This is a genomic window from Streptomyces sp. NPDC048606 (assembly GCF_040650855.1).
In the GTDB taxonomy this organism is placed as follows: Bacteria; Actinomycetota; Actinomycetes; order Streptomycetales; family Streptomycetaceae; genus Streptomyces.
The window spans coordinates 243,782-261,857 of the sequence record NZ_JBEZIB010000005.1 but is presented as its reverse complement, the minus strand read 5'-3'; the positions used below and the strand labels follow the sequence as shown (position 1 = coordinate 261,857).

Here is an 18,076-nt window from a genome sequence, read left to right as displayed (position 1 = left end):
CGCCGTGCAATGTCATATACGGTTCAACTGACCGAGGGCAGGGTCCAGTCGACGGGCTGCGCGCCCTGGCGTTGCAGCAGGTCGTTGACCCGGCTGAAGGGTCGCGAGCCGAAGAAGCCGTTCCCGGCGGACATGGGGGAGGGGTGCACGGATTCCACGGCCGGCAGCTCGCCCAGCAACGGCCGCAGGTTGCGTGCGTCACGTCCCCACAGCACCGACACCAGCGGCTTGCCGCGCGCGGCCAGGGCGCGGATCGCCTGTTCGGTGACCGCCTCCCAGCCCTTGCCCCGGTGGCCGCCGGTCTTGCGCGGCGCGGTGGTCAGCGCGCGGTTCAGCAGCAGGACGCCCTGTCGCGTCCAGGGCGTCAGGTCGCCGTTGACCGGGCGGGGCAGCCCGAGGTCGGTGTGCATCTCGCGGAAGATGTTGTCCAGGCTCGGCGGCACCGGCCGCACCTCGGGCGCGACGGAGAAGGACAGTCCCATCGCGTGCCCCGGGGTGGGGTACGGGTCCTGTCCGACGATCAGCACCCTCACCTCGTCGAAGGGCTGCTGGAACGCGCGCAGCACGTTCGCCCCCGACGGGAGGTAGGTGCGCCCCGCCGCGACCTCGGCGCGCAGGAAGTCGCCCATCGCGGCGATCTGCGTCGCCACCGGCTCCAGAGCCCGGGCCCAGCCCGGCTCGACGATCTCGTTCAACGGTCGTGCTGCCATGGTTGATCACTCTACTGGCCCACACGGACAACGCCGCCGCCCCGCGCCCGCGCGGGGCCTCAGCGCAGGACGGCCGCCCGTACGCACAGGACGTCGGGCAGGTGCCCCGCCAGCAGCCGCCAGCTGTCGCCGTCGTCGTGGCTCGCGTACAGCTCGCCGTTGCGGTTGCCGAAGTAGATCCCGGCCGGGTCCGCGTCGTCCGTGCACAGGGCGTCGCGCAGGACGGTGCCGTAGTGGTCCTCGTCCGGCAGGCCCCGGGACAGCGGTTCCCAGGCGGCGCCCGCGTCGCGGGTGCGGTAGACGCGGCAGCGGTGTTCCGCGGGGACCCGGTCGGAGTCGGCGTTGAGGGGGAAGACGTAGGCGGTGTCGGGGTGGTGGGGGTGGGCGGCGACCGCGAAGCCGAAGTCGGAGGGCAGGCCCGCGCCGATGTCGGTCCAGCGCGCCCCCGCGTCGTCGCTGCGGTACACGCCCCAGTGGTTCTGGAGGTAGAGCCGGTCCGGGTTCCCCGCGTCCTGAGCGATCTTGTGCACGCACTGGCCGAACTCCGGGCGCGGGTCCGGGAGGAACACCGCCGAGACCCCGTGGTTGGAGGGCGCCCAGCTCGCCCCGCCGTCCAGGGTGCGAAAGACGCCGGCGGTGGAGACGGCCACCGTGACGGCGTCCGGATCGTCGGGGTCGGTGATCACGGTGTGCAGGCCCTCGCCGCCCCCGCCCGGTACCCACTCGGAGCGGGTCGGGTGCTCCCACAGCGGTCGGACCAGCTCGAAGGACTCCCCGCGGTCGGTGGAGCGGAACAGGGCCGCCGGTTCCGTGCCGGCGTAGACCACGTCGGGGGCCTCGGGGCCCGCCGGGTGCAGTTGCCAGACGCGCTCCAGGGAGGCCCCGGTGTCCGCCGGGAAGCGCACGGCCGGCGCGGCCGGCTCCCGCCACGTCGCCCCCAGGTCGTCCGAGGTGAAGACGGACGGCCCCCAGTGCGAGCTGTCGCCGCCGACCAGGATCCGGGGCGTGGGTCCGCGTCCGTCGAAGGCGACCGCCGACACGGCCTGGGCGTTGAAGTGCGGACCGTCGAACTCCCACGGGCCCTCGCCCCGCCGTCGGCCGATGAACAGCCCCTTGCGGGTCCCTGCGAGCAGCAGCAGATCGGTCATGGCCGACACCTCCGGACATTCGGGCTCATCTGGGTCAAGACGACAGCTGTCCGGCCAGTGTGCACCCGCGCGCCGACAGTGCGGCGGAGGCGGTGCGGCAGAGGCGGCGCGCGAACGACGGCATTCTTTGTACGGGACCTCTCGTACTACGAGAGGTTTCGTAGTACGGTAGTTCTCGTACTTAGCGCCGATCCCCGGTGCGTGTCCGGTCACATCTGGAGACTCCCCATGAGTGCTGCGCCCGCCGCTGCCGCCCTGTTCCAGCCCTACACCCTCCGTTCGGTGACCATCCCGAACCGGATCTGGATGGCCCCGATGTGCCAGTACAGCGCCGAGGCCTTCGGCCCGAACGCGGGCGTGGCCCACGAGTGGCACTTCACCCACTACGCGGCCCGCGCCACCGGCGGCACCGGCCTGATCATCCAGGAGGCCACCGCCATCTCCCCGGAGGGGCGCATCAGCCCCTACGACCTCGGCATCTGGAACGACACCCAGGTCGAGGCCCTCCGCCGGATCACCACCTTCCTCAAGTCGCAGGGCACCGTCCCGGGCATCCAGATCGGACACGCCGGCCGCAAGGCGTCCACCGACCGCACCTGGAAGGGCGGCAGCCCCGTCGGCCCCGAGGAGCACGGCTGGCGGCCCAGCGCCCCCAGCCCCCTGCCCTTCTCCGAGGCCCACCCCGTACCGCACGAGCTGACCGTCGAGGAGATCCACGAGATCACCGGGCAGTTCGCGGCCGCCGCCGAACGGGCCCTGGCCGCCGGCTACGAGGTGCTGGAGGTCCACGGCGCCCACGGCTACCTCATCGGAGAGTTCCTCTCCCCGCACTCCAACCGCCGCACCGACTCCTACGGCGGCTCCTTCGAGAACCGCACCCGCTTCGCCGTCGAGGTCGTCGACGCGATCCGCGCCGTGTGGCCCGAGAAGCTCCCGCTGCTCTTCCGGATCTCCGCCACCGACTGGCTCGACGGCGACGGCTGGACGGCCGACGAGACCGTCCGCTTCGCCGACGTCCTGCGCGAACACGGCGTGGACCTGCTCGACGTGTCCACGGGCGGCCTCGCCCCGCACGTCAAGATCCCCGTCGGTCCCGGCTACCAGGTGCCCTTCGCGGCCCGCGTCAAGAAGGAGACCGGCCTGCCCGCCTCCGCCGTCGGCCTCATCACCGAACCGCGCCAGGCCGAGAAGATCCTCGCCGACGGCGAGGCCGACGCCGTCGTGCTCGGCCGGGAACTGCTGCGCGACCCCTACTGGGCCCGCCGGGCCGCCCGTGAACTGGGCGCCGAGATCCCGGTCCCGGACCAGTACCACCGCTCCTGGTGAGCGACGCGCGACCCGGGGGCGCCGGCGCCGCCCCCGGGTCGCCCCCCTTCACCCACCCCGGTCCTACGACGGTTCTCGTACGATGGAACCCCCGGCAGGGCCGGCCCGGGCAAGCCGACGGAGCGGAGCAGAACATGACGGAACGTGACACGGCCCGAGCCCTCCCGCACCCCGAACCGGACGGGATCCGGCTGGAGGGCGTCCTGCACGCCCTCTCCGACCCGATCCGGCTGCGCATCGTGCGCGACCTCGCCGCCTCGGAGGCGGAGCTGGCCTGTTCGTACTTCGTCCTCCCGGTCACGAAGTCCACGACCACCCACCACTTCCGGGTCCTGCGCGAGAGCGGCGTCATCCGCCAGACCTACCGGGGCACCGCCAAGATGAACGGCCTGCGCCGCGCCGACCTCCAGGTCCTCTTCCCCGACCTGCTCGACAGCGTCCTGGCCGCGGCCGCCGCCGAGGAGGCCCGTACGGCGGAGGCGACCTCCGCCGACTGACGCCGACCGGTGGCCGAGACGTGCCCTGGTGGCGGTCCGAGCGGGTGCGGGACGATCGCCGTGTCCGTACGGTCACCGACACCGAGGAGCCGTCCGTGCCCACTTCCTCGCCCCGATTCCTCCGCCCGCGCCCCTCCCTCCGTTCCCTGGTCACCGTGCTCGCCCTGATCGCCGCGGCGCTCCTCGCGCCCGGCTTCGGCGTCCTGACGGCCGCCGGCGAAGCCCACGCGGCCGGCAAGATCAGCCACGCCACCGCGACGTCGATGTTCCGCCAGTCCGGGATCACCTGGTCCTCGTCGGGCAACTGCTCCGACCGCAACAACCCCAACTGCACGTCCTTCGAGCAGCTCAACCTCGACACCGCGAAGGCCGCGCAGACGCTGAAGAGCGCGAGCGGCTGCGCGCTGAACATCACCGGAGGCACCGAGACGGGCCACGCGGGCGGCACCTACTCCCACTGGAACGGCTACAAGCTGGACTTCGGGAAGGCCTCCTGCCTGAACTCGTACATCAAGAACACCTTCACGCCCATCGGCGCCCGCCCCGGTGACGGAGCCCCGCAGTGGAAGTCGGGCTCGGGCAACGTGTACGCCGACGAGGGCAACCACTGGGACGTCATCTACTACAACTGCGGCGGCTGCTGATCCGAAAGAGACGGTCTAGCCGCGTCCCGCCGCGCCCCTGAGCCCCGCCCAGTCGGGGATCTTCACGGAACGGCGGCCCAACGAGCGGCCCAGCCGCTCCTCGGCCGCCTCGATGGCCAGCCAGCCCGGCCATTCCACCGGCCGCAGCCCCGCCGCCCGCAGGGCGTCCAGCGGGTCGCCGGCCGGTCCGTGACGGGCGGCCAGCGCCCCCGCGTCCTGGAGCAGCGAGGAGACGGTCTCCTTGGCGCAGGGGCGGTTGGTGCCGATCACCCCGGTCGGCCCCCGCTTGATCCACCCCGCGACGTACTCGCCCACCGACACCCGGCCCGCGCGCAGGACCCGGCCCGCCGCGTGCGGGACCGTACCCCGGGCGGCGTCGAAGGGCAGGCCGGGCAGCGGAACGCCCAGGTAGCCCACCGAGCGCAGGACGAGCTGGGCCTCGACGTCCTCGTGGACGCCGGTGCCGACCACCCCGCCCCGGCCGTCCGGCGCCGTCCGCTCGAAGCGCACCGCGCGGACCCGGCCGTCCGGCCCGCCCAGCACCTCGACGGGCCGCAGGTGGAAGCGCAGGGCGATCCGGCGCGCCGACCCGGACGCCGACCCGTCGGCCCCGGCCCGCGCCCAGCCCCGCAGCACCTCCAGGTTCCGCCGGGCGACGGCGGGCAGCGCCGCCGCCGCGTCCGGGTCGGCGTACGCGGGATCGAGGGCGGCCTCGGACCGGTCCACCGTGACGCCGACCCCGGGCAGGGTGCCCAGTTCCCGCAGCTCCTTGGTGGTGAAACGTCCCTGCGAGGGGCCGCGCCGGGCCACCATCGACACCTCGCGCACCCCGCTCGCGGCCAGGACGCCCAGCGCCGGTTGCGGCATGTCGGTGGGCTCCAGCTCCGGGACGCCGCGCGCCAGGATCCGGGTCACGTCCACCGCCACGTTCCCGGCGCCCACCACCACCGCCGAGCGCACGCCCGTCAGGTCGAAGGGGGCGGCGTCCGGGTGTCCGCTGTACCAGGACACGAACGCCGTCGCCGAGTGCACGCCGGCCAGGTCCTCGCCGGGGATGTCCAGCGTCCGGTCGCGCGCCGCGCCCACGCAGTAGACCACCGCGTCGTACAGCTCCAGCAGCCGGGCGGTGGACAGGGCCGCGCCGCCGACTTCCACGTCGCCGAGGAAGCGGATCCGCTCGTCCTCCAGGACCGACCGTAGATTTCCGGTCAGCGATTTGATCTTCTCGTGGTCGGGTGCCACCCCGTAGCGCACCAGTCCGTACGGGGCCGGGAGCCGGTCCAGCACATCGACCCGCACGCCCGGCACCTCCCGCTGGAGGACCAGGCTCTGGGCGGCGTAGACCCCGCTGGGGCCCGAACCGACGACGGCCACACGAAGCACGGCGGAGCTCCTCCCGCAGGTGTTCCCAGCATGGCACCGGCCACCGCGCCCGTCAGCCCATCGCGCGCATCCGGTGGATCTCGGCTGTCTGCGTGGCCACCAGCTCGGTGGCCATCTCCTCGACGGCCACGTTGTTGCCGGCCGCGAGCGCCTCGCCCGCCATCTTCAGCGCGCCCTCGTGATGGGTGGTCATCAGCCGCAGGAACAGCCGGTCGAAGTCCGCCCCGCGGGCGCCCGTCAGCTCCTCCAGCTGCGCGGGCGTCGCCATGCTGGGCATCGTGGAGTGGTCGTGGGCGCCCGGGTCGGGGGTGGGTCCGGGGTGGCGGTCGAGCCACCGGCTCATGGCCTCGATCTCGGGCCGCTGCGCGGTCGTGATCCGTTCGGCGAGCCGGCGCACGGCCTCCGCGGAGGCCCGCTCGGGCGCGAGCGCGCTCATCGTCAGGGCCTGGCGGTGGTGTTCGATCATGTGGCGGACGTAGGTCAGGTCGGCGGCGTTGGGACTGTCGTCGGGCCGCTCCCGGGCGGCCTGTTCGGGCGAGAGGGTGCGCGCCGGCTCGCCGGGTCGACCGGGCGCGACCACCACGGCCCCGCCCTCGCGCGCGCCCCGTGCGCCGGCGCCGTCGTCCCGGCAGCCGGTGAGGGTCAGGAGGAGTCCGGCGGCCAGGGCCGCCCCCAGGAATCGGCCGAGTAACGCATGTGCCATGTCCATGGAAAGGAAGATACTGCCGGGGTCCAGGTTCCGTTCCCACGAGGAACGAAACGCGCGGGCCCCCACGGGAGGCACAGTGACCTCGTTGCACACCGTCAGAGTGCGCCGCCGGAGTCTGGGGGTGGCCCTGGCGGCCGCCGGACTCCTCACGACCCTGCTGGTCGGCGCCGGACCGGCGTCGGCCACCCCCGACCCCGGCGACCTGTCCCCGGGCGCCGGATCCCGGCAGGACGCCGCCCCCGCCGCGGGCCGCGACCTCGCGCCCGGCGAGATCCCCGGCAAGGACGAGATCGTCCACAGCCGCAACATCGAACTGCTGGCCAACGTCCCCAGCGCCAACCCGGACGGCATCAACACCGACCTGGCCTTCCAGGGCCGGTACGCCTACGCGGGCAACTACGACGGCTTCACGATCTACGACATCGCCAACCCCAAGGCCCCCAAGGTCGTCAGCCGGGTCCTGTGCCCCGGCGGCCAGAACGACGTCTCCGTCCTGGGCGACCTGCTGTTCCTCTCCACCGACTCCTCGCGCAGCGACGACTCCTGCAACAGCGTCTCGCAGCCCGCCACGGAGAAGTCCTCGTGGGAGGGCATCAAGATCTTCGACATCAAGGACAAGCGGAACCCCAAGTACGTGAAGTCCGTCGAGACGGCCTGCGGCTCCCACACCCACACCCTGGTACCGGGCGCCAAGGACGTGTACGTCTACGTCGCCTCGTACGCGCCGAACGAGGCCTACCCGGACTGCAAGCCGCCCCACGACGGCATCTCCGTCGTCAAGGTCCCGAAGAAGGACCCGACCCGGGCCGCCGTCGTCGGCTTCCCGGTGCTCTTCCCCGACGGCGGCAACCCCGGCGCCCCCGCCAACCCCGGCGTCTCGAAGACCACCGGCTGCCACGACATCACCGTCCTGCCCTCGAAGAACCTCGCCGCCGGCGCCTGCATGGGCGACGGCATCCTCTTCGACATCAGCCGGCCCGAACAGCCGCGGGTCATCGACCGGGTCCAGGACAACGTCAACTTCGCCTTCTGGCACTCCGCCACCTTCAACGAACGCGCGAACAAGGTGGTCTTCACCGACGAGCTGGGCGGCGGCACCGGCGCCACCTGCGACGCGGCCACCGGCCCCGACCGGGGGGCCGACGGCATCTACGAGATCACCGGCCGCGGCGACGCCCGCGAGCTCGTCTTCAAGAGCTACTTCAAGATCCCGCGCCACCAGGCCGCGACCGAGAACTGCGTCGCCCACAACGGCTCGCTGATCCCCGTCGGCGGCGGCCGGGACATCATGGTGCAGGCCTGGTACCAGGGCGGCGTCTCGGTCTGGGAGTTCACCGACTCCAGCCGCCCCAAGGAGATCGCCTACTTCGAGCGCGGCCCGCTGACCACCGACGCGCTCGGCCTCGGCGGCTCCTGGTCGGCGTACTACTACAACGGGCACATCTATTCGAACGACATCGTCAAGGGGCTCGACGTGCTGAAGCTCCGCGACTGGCGCACCGAGAGCGCCAAGTGGGTCTGGATGGACCGCCTCAACGTCCAGACCCAGCCCGACTACCGCTGACGCCCGAGCGTCGGCGCCAGACCGGCGCCGGCGCCCGAGCCGTGACGCTCAGCCCGCGACGACGCTCCCGCCCGGCGGCTCCCCGCCGGGCGGGACGCCGAGGTCCCAGTCCAATCCGTAGCGCTGGAACAGCTCCGCCCGCAGCCGGGACGCCGGCATCGGCGCCCCCGGCAGCAGCACCGCCACCACCGCCCCCATCAACAGGGCCCGCAGCAGCGGGTAGTCCGTGTCCACGTCCGTCGAGCCGTACCGCTCCACGGTGTCCCGCAGCAGGTGGGCGAGCCGCTGCTGCTCCGGGCACCGGATGAAGCCGTCCGCCTGGAGGATCCCCGCCATGTGCGTGCGCATCAGCCGGGGACGGTCCCGGGCCAGCCCCAGGATCGCGTCGATCGCCCGCGCGAGGCGCTCGCGCCCGTCCTCGGTGCGCGGCTCGGCCTCCAGGGCCGCCTCCAGCGTCAGGTGCATCAGACGGTGCACGGCCGACTGGAGGAGCTGCCGCTTGCCGGGGAAGTAGTAGGACACCAGGCCGCGTGCCGCGCCCGCCCGATCGGCGATGTCGCCGAGCTTGGTCGCCTCGTAGCCGCGTTCGTCGACCAGTTCGACCGTGGCCTCCAGCAGTCGCTCCCGGGAACGTCTGCGCAATTCTTCATTGACCGATGCGCTGCGCGGGACCATGCTTACTCCTGCGTTGACTGGCTCGGAGCCAATATACTCAGCGCACGGAGTCGTCTGCCTGGGGCGACGCGGGGGATCGCCCCAGGCAGGCACATCTGAACACCGTCGCCACCACCAGGGCCACGCCCAGCAGCCAGCCGGCCAGCACGTCCGAAAGCCAGTGCACGCCGAGGTACAGCCGGGTGAAACCGACCCCGAGCACCGACACGGACGCCACCGCCCACGCCGCGCCCACGGCGAGCCTCGACGTCCCTGCGGGCACCAGCCACAGCAGCAGCCCGCACACCACCGTCGCCGTCATCGCGTGCCCCGACGGGTAGGCGGCGTACTGCGCCGAATCCACCGGATCCGGCCACTGCGGGCGATCCCGTCCGACCGCGGCCTTCAGCCCCTGCTGCACCGCCGAGGCCACCAGCGTCGCCGCCGCCACGCACAGCGCGCGCACCCGGTCCCCGCGCCACCACAGCCACACGACGGCCGCCGTCGCCAGGGCCCGCATGGTCCAGGGGTCCCACACCCAGTCACTGAGCAACCGCATGGCCCGGGTGACGTCCGGGTGGGTGACGGCGTGCGCGTGCAGGCGCCCCGCGATCCCCTCGTCGACGCCGATCAACGGCGGCCACCGGACCGCGACGAGGACGGTCAACGCGACGGCGAGCAGGGCGCAGCCCACCCCGGTCCTGGACGCAACTGTGCTCCGCATGCACTCGATCTTCGCAGCCCCCGGCCCGCGACACGCCCGGGGGCACGGCGCGCGGGAGCCCTCGCCTCCGCCGGGCGGCGCATTCCGGATCGGTCGGTCGGGCTCGGCGCCCGGCGGCTACCGCAGGGCGCTGAGCCCGGGTACGAAGGCCACCAGCAGCGGTACGGCCGGGACCAGGGTGGCCAGCGCGGTCAGCCGCAGCCGGCGGCCGGCCGACAGCCGGGGGGCCGCGGACAGCAGCCGCCGCACCCGCTGCGGCACGTGGGCCTGCGGGTGGCAGGGGTCGAAGACGCCCCGGTCCTCGTTCAGCCCGACCAACGCCAGGGCGATCGTGAGGCGCCCGTAGCGCCGCGAGGCGACGTCGTCGGCGGCCAGCTCCACCAGCCGGTGCATCTCGGCCTCGAACGCCGCGAACACCGGGACCTGCGGGAACCCCCGCGACAGCGCCCGCGAACAGTGCAGCAGCCAGTCGTGTCGGGCCGCCACGTGCCCCTGCTCGTGCGCCAGCACGGCGTCGAGCTGGCTCCCCTTGAGCCGGCCCAGGGCCGCCGTGGTCACCACCAGGCGCGGCGCGGACCCCGGCTGCCACCAGGCCTCCGGACGCGGTCCCTCCAGCACCACCAGCCGGGCCTGCCCCGGGTCCTCGCCCGGCAACAGCGGCGCGCGCAGGCGCAGTTCGGCGCCCCGGGCGCGGCGCCGGGCCCGGGCCCGCAGCACCTCCCGCGTCAGCATGGCGGCGGTCCACAGGCCCCCGCCGGCCAGCGCCAGGGCCGTGGCCGTCGCCCAGGGGCCGCCGGCCGCGCCGAGCGCGTAGGCGTCGACCACCCCGTGCGGGGCCACCGCGAACAGTCGTCCCCGTACGGCCTGCCAGGCGGCGGCCGCGCTCAGCAGCATGGACAGCGCCAGGCACAGCAGCGTCGCACCCACCACGCACTGCCACACCCACAGCGCGACGACCGGTTCGCGCTCGGGCCACTCGGCCCGGGACAGCAGACGGGGGGCGAGCACCGCGGTCAGTGCGCCGAGCAGCAGGAGAACGGCGGGGACCATCATGTCCGCCAGCCTATGAGCGCGGCGCCGCCCACGGGTACGCCCACGGGGTTTTGGTGACGCAGGACACGTCGGAGGGGCGTTTCGCCGCCCCTCACATGCCGAGCAGCATCACCAACATCCCTGTGCCCATGGCCAGTCGGCAGGCCCGCGTCAGCTCCCCGGCCCCCGCGACGGCACTTCCGACGGCGCCGCCGCCCGTCCCGGCACCGGCCGGCGCCGCCGTCCTCGGGACGACGCCCCCGACGGTCACGAGCCGGGCCCCGCCGAGCAGGACGTAGGCCGCGTAGTAGACGAGCAGCGCGCCCGTCACCGCGGGCAGCCCCGCCCGGCCGTGCCCGTGCCCCGCGCCCGCGGACAGCGCCATGGCCGCCATGTACGCCATCGCCAGCGAGCCGACGAGATGGTGCGCGTGGTGCGCGTGGCGCGGGTCCCCGCGCAGCAGCCACAGCGCGTGCGCCACCGCACCGCAGCACACCACCGCGAGCACCCGCGCGCCCCACGGCCCGGTCCCGGACGGGACGGCCATCACGGCCATCGCCAGGCCCATCACCGCCTCGCCCGCGGCCGCGCCGCGCGAGGCCCCGTCCGCTCTGCGCGCCCGCAGCAGACAGTACGTACCGCTCACGGCGCACAGCACCACCACCAGCCAGGCGCTGACGGCGAGGGGGGAGAGGAGGGAGAGGGGCATCGCGGGACCGTGCACGGCGGAACCTCCCGGTTCGTCGGCTTCACCGGAAGGGATTCCCCCTGCGCTCCCCTTCACGCCGACCCGACCGCGATCCCCGTTAGGCTCGGGGTGCCAGACGCGGCATGATCACGTGCCGCCGCACCGAACGGAGTCCACCCGATGTCGACCGCGCAGCCCGCCGCCCTCAGTTACCGCAGCGCAGTGGAGGCCGACGTACCGGCGTTGGTGGCGCTCGTGGAGTCCGCCTACCGGGGGGACGCCAGCCGCGCCGGCTGGACCACCGAGGCCGACCTCCTGGACGGCCAGCGCACCGACGCGCAGGGCGTCGGCGAGATCGTCCGGGACGCGGACAGCCTGCTGCTCGTCGTCGAGCGCGCCGGCGAGCTCGTCGCCTGCTGCCACACCGCGCACCGGGGCGACCACGTGTACTTCGGCATGTTCGCGGTGCGCCCCGGCCTCCAGGGCGCCGGTCTCGGCAAGGAGATCCTCGCCGAGGCCGAGCGCCGCGCCCGCGAGACCTGGGACGCGAAGGAGATGCGGATGACGGTGGTGAACGTACGGGAGGAGCTCATCGCCTACTACGTGCGCCGCGGCTACCGGCGCACCGGCGAACTGAGCCCCTTCCCCTACGGCGACGAGCGCTTCGGGGTGCCGCTGCGCGACGACCTCGCCTTCGAGACGCTCGTCAAGGAACTCTGACGGCGATCCCGCCCGGGCCCGCCGTCTCGCGCGCGCCGCTCCGGTTGCTCAGGCCGCTCAGGCCGTGAAGCGGCCCGTGCTGCGGATCTCCGGGAGGCCCGTGGCGGCGCCGTCGAGCTGGAGCGCCCGCGCCAGGCGCAACTGGTCCAGGGAGTCGACCGTCCACCCCGTCACGCGCAGCCCCGCCGCGTGCGCCGACTCCACCGTCTCCAGCGTGATCCGGCGCAGGTCCAGGGCCAGGGTCCGGGCGCCGGCGGCCAGCCCCCGCTCCACGACGTCCTCGCCGTGCCCGGGAACCCGCAGTGTGGTCCGTACGCCCGGTGCCCGCTCGGCCACGAGGGCGAGCACGGCGGCGTCCCGGGAGGCCACCTCCACGCGGGAGGTCAGGTCGAGGCGGCCGATCGAGGCGGCGAGGGCCCCGGCGGCGGCCGGGTCCTGGGCCGCCACGTGGAGCGGGGTGCGGACCGCGTCCACCACCTCCTCCAGGACCGGTACGCGCTCGCCCGCGCCGGCGTCCAGCGCCCGCAGCTCGGCCAGGGTCAGGTCGGCGACGGCACCCGCGCCGTCGGTGGTGCGGTCCACTTCGGCGTCGTGCAGGACGACGAGGGCGCCGTCCTTGCTGAGTCGGACGTCCAGCGCGATGACGTCCATCCCGCAGCGTTCCGCGTGGACGAACGACCGCAGGGTGTTCTCAGGCTCGACACCCATGACCCCGCGGTGACCGATGGTGAGGAAAGTCAAGGTTCTCTCGCTTCCGTCGACGGCGGCTCCGCGCGGTCGCGGTGTCCCGACCGGCCGCGCGCGGTGAGGACGCATGCTAGTGCGCCGCGCCCGCGGGGGGACCGGCCGTGCGGGGGCTCGCGGAAGCCGTCCGGCCGCTTCCCGCCAGGGTCGTACGACGCCCGGCGGGCCGCGGCCGCGCCGGCGCGTCACCCGGGCGTGGGCGCGTCCCCCGTGGCTTGACGCGGCACGCCCGCGGAGCCGCCGGCACCCGAGGGGCCGGAGGTGTCGGAGGGGCTCGGGATGTCCGGGAACCCGGCCGTCACGAGCTCGGCGAGGTCCGCGAGGAGGGCCTCGGCGAGCTCCAGCTCCGCCAGGTGCTGCCGCTCGCTCCAGCGCAGGGCCAGCGTCGGGAAGCTCCACTCCGGCACGCCCGCCGCGTGCGCCATGGCCTCGCGCACGGCGGCCAGTTCGCCCCGGGTCCGCTCCATGTGGTCGGTGACCATCGTCCGCAGCCGTTCGGGTTCGGCCAGGTGGCCCAGCCAGATCCGCAGCAGGAGGCCGTGCTTGAGCACCGGCGGGCCGGCCTCGGCGGTGTCGCGGGCCCAGTCGGCGAGGGCCGCGCGGCCCGCCTCGGTGATGCCGTAGCGGCGCTTGGTGCGCGTCTCCTCGGGGCCCGAGCGGGTGGAGGCCGCGTAGCCGCGCTCCTCCAGGCGGCGCAGTTCGGCGTAGATCTGGCTGATCGCGGGTGACCAGTAGAAGAAGCGCAGGGAGGAGTCGGCCCACTTCTTCAGCTCGTACCCGGTGCGCTCGCCCGGGAACGACAACAGGCCGAGAACCGCCCATGCGGTCGGTGGAAGGTCTTGCTTCTTCGAGGGCTGACTACTAGTCATATTCCTAATAGAAGTAAGACCGGGCACGGAACGCATCCCTGGAGGCATCGTGAAGTTCTCCGTCATCTTCGAAGCTCAGCTGGCCGACCCGACCGTGGAACGCGAACACCAGGTCATCCGCGACTGCGTCGAGCAGGCGGTGCTCGCCGAACGCATGGGATTCGACCGGATCTGGGCCGTCGAGCACCACTCGCTGAAGTGGTACGCGCACATGAGCGCCCCGGAGATCTTCCTCACCTGGGTCGCGGCCCGGACGCACACCATACGCATTGGGCACGGCGTCGTGTGCATGCCCTTCAACTTCAACCATCCGGTCCGCGTCGCCGAGCGCGCCGCGATGCTCGACCTGCTCTCCGACGGGCGCCTCGACCTCGGGGCCGGACGCGGCGGCACGGCGCAGGAGACCTCCCTGTGCGGGGTGGATCCGGCGCGTACGACGGCCGAGGTGGAGGAGGCGCTCCGCGTCATCGGCCGGGCCTGGCGGGAGGAGGAGCTGGAGTACCACGGACCGTTGCTGGACATCGAACCCCACCCGATCCTGCCGCGCCCCGCGCAGTGGCCGCATCCGCCCCTCTTCCTCGCGTGCAGTCGCGGGGAGACCCTGGAGCAGGCCGCCGAGCTGGGGATCGGTGCGTTGGTGATGGGCTTCGCGGGACCGGAGTCGATCGCCGCGATGCGGTCCGTCTACGACGCCGCCCGCGCGGCCCGCGACGGCTCGCGCTTCGTCTCCACCGTGGTCAACGACCACTTCGCGGTGCTCTGCCCCACCATCGTGCTCGACGACGCCGAGGAGGCGCGCCGCATCGGGGTGCGGGGCCAGCGCTTCTTCGCCCAGTCCATCGGGCACTGGTACGGCGGTGCGGGGGTGCCGGACGAGGCGGTGGTGGCCGGCGCCGACGAGGCGGCGGAGATGCGCCGGGCGGCGGAGCAGGTGGTGGCCCGGCTGCACGAGCAGGACATCCCCGTACGGCCGACCTCCACGGCCACCTTCAACGCCGACCACGCGTACGGCGGGGCGGAGGAGGCCGTGGCGTACGTGGAGCGGCTGCGGGAGGCGGGCGCGGACGAGGTGATGTGCCTGATCCAGATGGGCACCGTCCCGCAGGAGGCGGCGCTGGAGACGCTTCGGCAGTGGGGGGAGAAGGTGATTCCGCACTTCAGGGGCTCGGGCGGGCCGGTCGCGGGCCCGAGGGACTGAGGGGGGGTATACGGGGCGGAGTCACGGCTTCCACCCTGAGTGACGGGAAGACTTTCGGTAAAGATGGGGGTGCCGCAGGATATTTTCCCGAGTTCCCTCTTGAGCAGGAGAGCCTCGCATGCATACGCTGTCTTGACGTGAGGTTCTCCTGTGGAGGAAGTGACATGACGGAAACTCTTGTGCCGGGTACTGGCGCTGCTCTGACGGCTGCTGGTGCGCGGGTGGTCGACCACCCGGCGTGGCCCGAGCTCAAGGCCGCCGTGGAGGAGATCCGCCCCTGGCAGGCCACCGACGGCTCCATCGACTTCGAGGCGGAGGGCGCCCCCGCCCCGTCCGTCGTCGAGGCCGCGGTGGAGCGCGTCGTCGCCGGCGTCGAGGCGCTGTCGCCGCTGCTGCCGCACGGCGCCGCCTACCACCGCGCGCTCGTCTCCGACCTGCGCAAGTGGGTCGCCGACGGCTTCCGCGTGCCGGACTTCCTCGACTCCCTGCTGGCCTTCCACCCGGCCGCCGAGCGCGCCGACGGCCTCCAGCACCTCGTCGTCTTCCCGATGTACACCCAGAACGGCAACCTCGACCGCAACCTCGAGGCCGTCGTGCTGAAGATGGTGTGGCCCGAGTGGCTCGCCGAGCTGGAGCGCACGCGCTACGACAACCCGCTCTTCCTCGGCATCACCTTCGAGGACTTCACCCCGGGCTACGACACCCACTCCGCGGTGCTCTTCCCGGAGACCATCGCCGTGCGCGAGGCCCCCGAGCGCTTCACCTGGGGCGGCATCTTCTGCGACCGCGAGGCCGCGCGTTACCGCAAGGTGACCGAGGCCGCCGTCGACATCCTGGGCATCGAGCTGCCCGAGGACATCGCGAAGATGGTCGAGGACCAGGAGCGCTGCGAGAAGGCCTTCGTCCTGTGGGACATGGTCCACGACCGCACCCACAGCCACGGCGACCTGCCGTTCGACCCCTTCATGATCAAGCAGCGCCAGCCGTTCTGGATGTACGGCCTGGAGGAGCTGCGCTGTGACCTCACCGCCTTCAAGGAGGCCGTGAAGCTGGAGTCCGAGGGCAACGAGCACGGCCGCGACGTCCAGTACGCCGTCCTCTTCGACCGGATGTTCCGCTTCCCGGTCTCCGGCGACCGCAACCGCAACTACGACGGCCTCGGCGGCCAGCTCCTCTTCGCGTACCTCCACAAGCACGACGTGGTGCGCTGGACGGACAACAAGCTGAAGATCGACTGGATGCGCGCCCCGCAGGTCACCAACCAGCTCTGCGCCGAGATCGAGGACCTCTACCGCGCGGGCATCGACCGCCCGAAGCTCGTCCACTGGTTCAAGGCCTACGAGCTGGTCTCCACCTACCTCGCCCCGCACCCGGGCTCCAAGTGGGCCAAGGGCGCCGACGCGCTCGACCTGTCGCAGCCGCCGCGCAAGCTGGTGGACGACGTGCTTCCCGACGAGTTTCCGCTCAGCATGTTCTATGAGGCCCTCGCCAAGAAGCTCAAGGGCGTGATCGCCTCGACCAAGGGCATCACCGCCCAGAACGCCGAGACGGCCGAGCGGGCCGCCGCGTGAGCACTCGCCCACAGGAGGCTGCACCGATGAACGGCTCCGGGAACGGCAACGGAAGGCTCCACGGAGCGGTGGTCGCGGTGGCCGGGGCCGGCGGTCCCGCCGGTCGTGCCACGCTGATGCGCCTCGCCGAGGCCGGTGCCACGGTGGTGGCCTCCGACGCCGACGCCTCGCGCCTCGCCGAAGCCGTCGACGCCGCCCGCTACGCCCACGGCGGCGCCACCGTCACCGGGGACACCGTCGACCTGCTCGACCTGGAGGCCACCAAGGCCTGGGCCGAGCGCACCGAGAAGGAGTTCGGCCGCGTCGACGGCCTCGTCCACCTCGTGGGTGGCTGGCGCGGCAGCAAGACCTTCACCGACGTGGACCTCGCGGACTGGGACTTCCTGGAGAAGCTCCTGATCCGCACCGTCCAGCACACCTCGCTCGCCTTCCACGACGGACTGCTGCGCAGCGACCGCGGCCGGTACGTCCTCATCAGCCAGTCCGGCGCGCACAAGCCGGTCGCCAACAACGCCGCGTACAACGCCGGCAAGGCGGCGGCCGAGGCCTGGACGCTCGCGATGGCGGACTCCTTCCGCAAGGCGGGGGGCGAGGACGGTCCGCGGGCGGCGGCCGCGATCCTGGTCATCAAGGCACTGGTGCACGACGCGATGCGCGCCGAGCGACCCAATGCGAAGTTCGCGGGCTTCACCGACGTCGAGGAGCTGGCCGAGGCCATCGCCGGCGTGTGGGAGCGGCCCGCCTCCGATGTGAACGGACAGCGTCTGTGGCTCACTCCGCAACCGTGAGGACCGATGCCCGCCGCCACCACGACCCGGCGGTGCGGGGTTTCGCGAGCGACAACTACGCGGGGGTGCATCCGGAGATCCTGGAGGCCATCGCGCTCGCCAACGACGGCCACCAGGTCGCCTACGGCGAGGACGAGTACACCGAGCACCTCCAGAAGGTCGTCCGCAGCCACTTCGGCCCCTACGCCGAGGCCTTCCCGGTCTTCAACGGCACCGGCGCGAACGTCACCGCCCTCCAGGCGATGACGGACCGCTGGGGCGCCGTGATCTGCGCCAAGACCGCCCACATCAACGTGGACGAGGGCGGCGCGCCGGAGCGGATGGCGGGGCTGAAGCTGCTCGCGGTGCCCACCCCGGACGGCAAGCTCACCCCCGAGCTGATCGACCAGGAGGCCTGGGGCTTCGAGGACGAGCACCGCGCGATGCCGCAGGTCGTCTCGATCACCCAGAACACGGAACTCGGCACGGTCTACACGCCGGACGAGATCCGGGCCATCTGCGAGCACGCCCACGGCCTGGGCATGAAGGTGCACCTGGACGGTGCGCGGATCGCCAACGCCGCCGCCTCCCTCGACGTGCCGATGCGGACCTTCACCAACACGGTCGGCGTGGACGTGCTGTCCTACGGCGGCACCAAGAACGGCATGATGTTCGGCGAGGCCGTCGTCGTCGTCAACCCGGACGCCGTCCGGCAGATGAAGCACGTCCGCAAGATGTCGATGCAGCTCGCGTCGAAGATGCGCTTCGTGTCGGTGCAGTTGGAGGCCCTGCTCGCGAAGGACCTGTGGCTGCGCAACGCCCGCCAGGCCAACGCGATGGCGCAGCGGCTGGCGGCCGGGGTGCGCGAGACCGACGGGGTGGAGATCCTCTACCCGGTGCAGGCCAACGCGGTGTTCGCCAAGCTGCCGCACGAGGTGTCGCGCAGGCTCCAGCAGCGCTACCGCTTCTACTTCTGGGACGAGGCCGAGGGCCACGTCCGCTGGATGTGCGGTTACGACACCCAGGAGGAGGACGTCGACGGCTTCCTCCAGGCGCTGAAGGAGGAGCTGGCGCGCTAGGCGTCGGATCCGCCACCCAGACTGAATAAGTATGCCGCCGAGTGTAAAT

General features: G+C 72.8%; 19 protein-coding genes. 9 read left to right on the top strand and 10 right to left on the bottom strand.

Going from position 1 to position 18,076, the window contains the following annotated elements; all coding sequences use genetic code 11:
• Nucleotides 1-23: 23 nt before the first annotated feature.
• Nucleotides 24-710, bottom strand: coding sequence for a uracil-DNA glycosylase (locus tag AB0D01_RS08295; RefSeq protein WP_363054261.1), 687 nt, complete (start codon nt 708-710; stop codon nt 24-26).
• Nucleotides 711-769: 59 nt separating this feature from the next.
• On the bottom strand, nt 770-1,858 hold the full coding sequence (locus AB0D01_RS08290; RefSeq protein ID WP_363054260.1) for an exo-alpha-sialidase: 1,089 nt from the start codon (nt 1,856-1,858) through the stop codon (nt 770-772).
• Between the two features lie 228 nt (nt 1,859-2,086).
• On the opposite strand from AB0D01_RS08290, the gene AB0D01_RS08285 reads away from it, so the two are divergent.
• The 3 genes from AB0D01_RS08285 to AB0D01_RS08275 all read left to right on the top strand — a co-directional run bounded on the left by AB0D01_RS08285 (nt 2,087) and on the right by AB0D01_RS08275 (nt 4,325).
• The gene (locus AB0D01_RS08285; RefSeq protein WP_363054259.1) at nt 2,087-3,184 is read left to right on the top strand and encodes an NADH:flavin oxidoreductase/NADH oxidase; all 1,098 of its coding nucleotides are present in this window, start codon (nt 2,087-2,089) and stop codon (nt 3,182-3,184) included.
• A 134-nt stretch (nt 3,185-3,318) separates the two neighbouring features.
• Entirely contained in the window at nt 3,319-3,681 is a 363-nt protein-coding gene (locus tag AB0D01_RS08280; protein WP_363054258.1) for a helix-turn-helix domain-containing protein, read from the top strand.
• A gap of 95 nt (nt 3,682-3,776) precedes the next feature.
• Entirely contained in the window at nt 3,777-4,325 is a 549-nt protein-coding gene (locus AB0D01_RS08275; protein ID WP_363054257.1) for a hypothetical protein, read from the top strand.
• Between the two features lie 15 nt (nt 4,326-4,340).
• On the opposite strand, the gene AB0D01_RS08270 is transcribed toward AB0D01_RS08275, so the two are convergent.
• Nucleotides 4,341-5,708, bottom strand: a complete 1,368-nt coding sequence (locus AB0D01_RS08270; RefSeq protein ID WP_363054256.1) for an FAD-dependent oxidoreductase — start codon at nt 5,706-5,708, stop codon at nt 4,341-4,343.
• 52 nt (nt 5,709-5,760) lie between these two features.
• Nucleotides 5,761-6,417: a DUF305 domain-containing protein gene (locus AB0D01_RS08265; RefSeq protein WP_363054255.1), complete on the bottom strand. Its 657-nt coding sequence runs from the start codon at nt 6,415-6,417 to the stop codon at nt 5,761-5,763.
• 76 nt (nt 6,418-6,493) lie between these two features.
• Here AB0D01_RS08265 and AB0D01_RS08260 point away from each other — a divergent pair, with 76 nt between their 5' ends.
• Nucleotides 6,494-7,981, top strand: coding sequence for a hypothetical protein (locus tag AB0D01_RS08260; RefSeq protein ID WP_363054254.1), 1,488 nt, complete (start codon nt 6,494-6,496; stop codon nt 7,979-7,981).
• Nucleotides 7,982-8,029: 48 nt separating this feature from the next.
• Here AB0D01_RS08260 and AB0D01_RS08255 read toward each other — a convergent pair whose 3' ends face one another.
• The 4 genes from AB0D01_RS08255 to AB0D01_RS08240 form a co-directional block, all read right to left on the bottom strand.
• A complete protein-coding gene (locus tag AB0D01_RS08255) occupies nt 8,030-8,656 on the bottom strand; it encodes a helix-turn-helix domain-containing protein (protein ID WP_363054253.1) in 627 nt (208 codons plus the stop codon).
• Between the two features lie 37 nt (nt 8,657-8,693).
• Nucleotides 8,694-9,359, bottom strand: a complete 666-nt coding sequence (locus AB0D01_RS08250) for a phosphatase PAP2 family protein (RefSeq protein WP_363054252.1) — start codon at nt 9,357-9,359, stop codon at nt 8,694-8,696.
• 117 nt (nt 9,360-9,476) lie between these two features.
• Nucleotides 9,477-10,412 carry a M56 family metallopeptidase gene (locus AB0D01_RS08245; protein WP_363054251.1) on the bottom strand — a complete coding sequence of 312 codons (936 nt, stop codon included), beginning with the start codon at nt 10,410-10,412 and terminating at the stop codon, nt 9,477-9,479.
• A 91-nt stretch (nt 10,413-10,503) separates the two neighbouring features.
• Nucleotides 10,504-11,100, bottom strand: a complete 597-nt coding sequence (locus AB0D01_RS08240) for a DUF5134 domain-containing protein (RefSeq protein WP_363054250.1) — start codon at nt 11,098-11,100, stop codon at nt 10,504-10,506.
• A 159-nt stretch (nt 11,101-11,259) separates the two neighbouring features.
• Here AB0D01_RS08240 and AB0D01_RS08235 point away from each other — a divergent pair, with 159 nt between their 5' ends.
• Nucleotides 11,260-11,799, top strand: a complete 540-nt coding sequence (locus tag AB0D01_RS08235) for a GNAT family N-acetyltransferase (protein WP_363054248.1) — start codon at nt 11,260-11,262, stop codon at nt 11,797-11,799.
• A gap of 57 nt (nt 11,800-11,856) precedes the next feature.
• Here the strand turns inward: AB0D01_RS08235 and AB0D01_RS08230 are convergent, their stop codons facing one another.
• Nucleotides 11,857-12,540: a glycerophosphodiester phosphodiesterase family protein gene (locus AB0D01_RS08230; RefSeq protein ID WP_363054246.1), complete on the bottom strand. Its 684-nt coding sequence runs from the start codon at nt 12,538-12,540 to the stop codon at nt 11,857-11,859.
• A 188-nt stretch (nt 12,541-12,728) separates the two neighbouring features.
• Nucleotides 12,729-13,412, bottom strand: a complete 684-nt coding sequence (locus AB0D01_RS08225) for a PadR family transcriptional regulator (protein ID WP_363054245.1) — start codon at nt 13,410-13,412, stop codon at nt 12,729-12,731.
• 49 nt (nt 13,413-13,461) lie between these two features.
• Here AB0D01_RS08225 and AB0D01_RS08220 point away from each other — a divergent pair, with 49 nt between their 5' ends.
• The 4 genes from AB0D01_RS08220 to AB0D01_RS08205 all read left to right on the top strand — a co-directional run bounded on the left by AB0D01_RS08220 (nt 13,462) and on the right by AB0D01_RS08205 (nt 18,027).
• Nucleotides 13,462-14,610, top strand: a complete 1,149-nt coding sequence (locus tag AB0D01_RS08220) for an LLM class flavin-dependent oxidoreductase (RefSeq protein ID WP_363054244.1) — start codon at nt 13,462-13,464, stop codon at nt 14,608-14,610.
• Between the two features lie 164 nt (nt 14,611-14,774).
• The gene (locus AB0D01_RS08215; RefSeq protein ID WP_363054243.1) at nt 14,775-16,181 is read left to right on the top strand and encodes a DUF6421 family protein; all 1,407 of its coding nucleotides are present in this window, start codon (nt 14,775-14,777) and stop codon (nt 16,179-16,181) included.
• A gap of 26 nt (nt 16,182-16,207) precedes the next feature.
• Entirely contained in the window at nt 16,208-16,969 is a 762-nt protein-coding gene (locus tag AB0D01_RS08210) for an SDR family oxidoreductase (protein ID WP_363054242.1), read from the top strand.
• Complete coding sequence (locus tag AB0D01_RS08205; RefSeq protein ID WP_363054241.1) at nt 16,966-18,027, top strand: low specificity L-threonine aldolase; 1,062 nt, start codon at nt 16,966-16,968, stop codon at nt 18,025-18,027. Before AB0D01_RS08210 ends, AB0D01_RS08205 begins: the two co-directional genes overlap by 4 nt.
• Nucleotides 18,028-18,076: the final 49 nt, after the last annotated feature.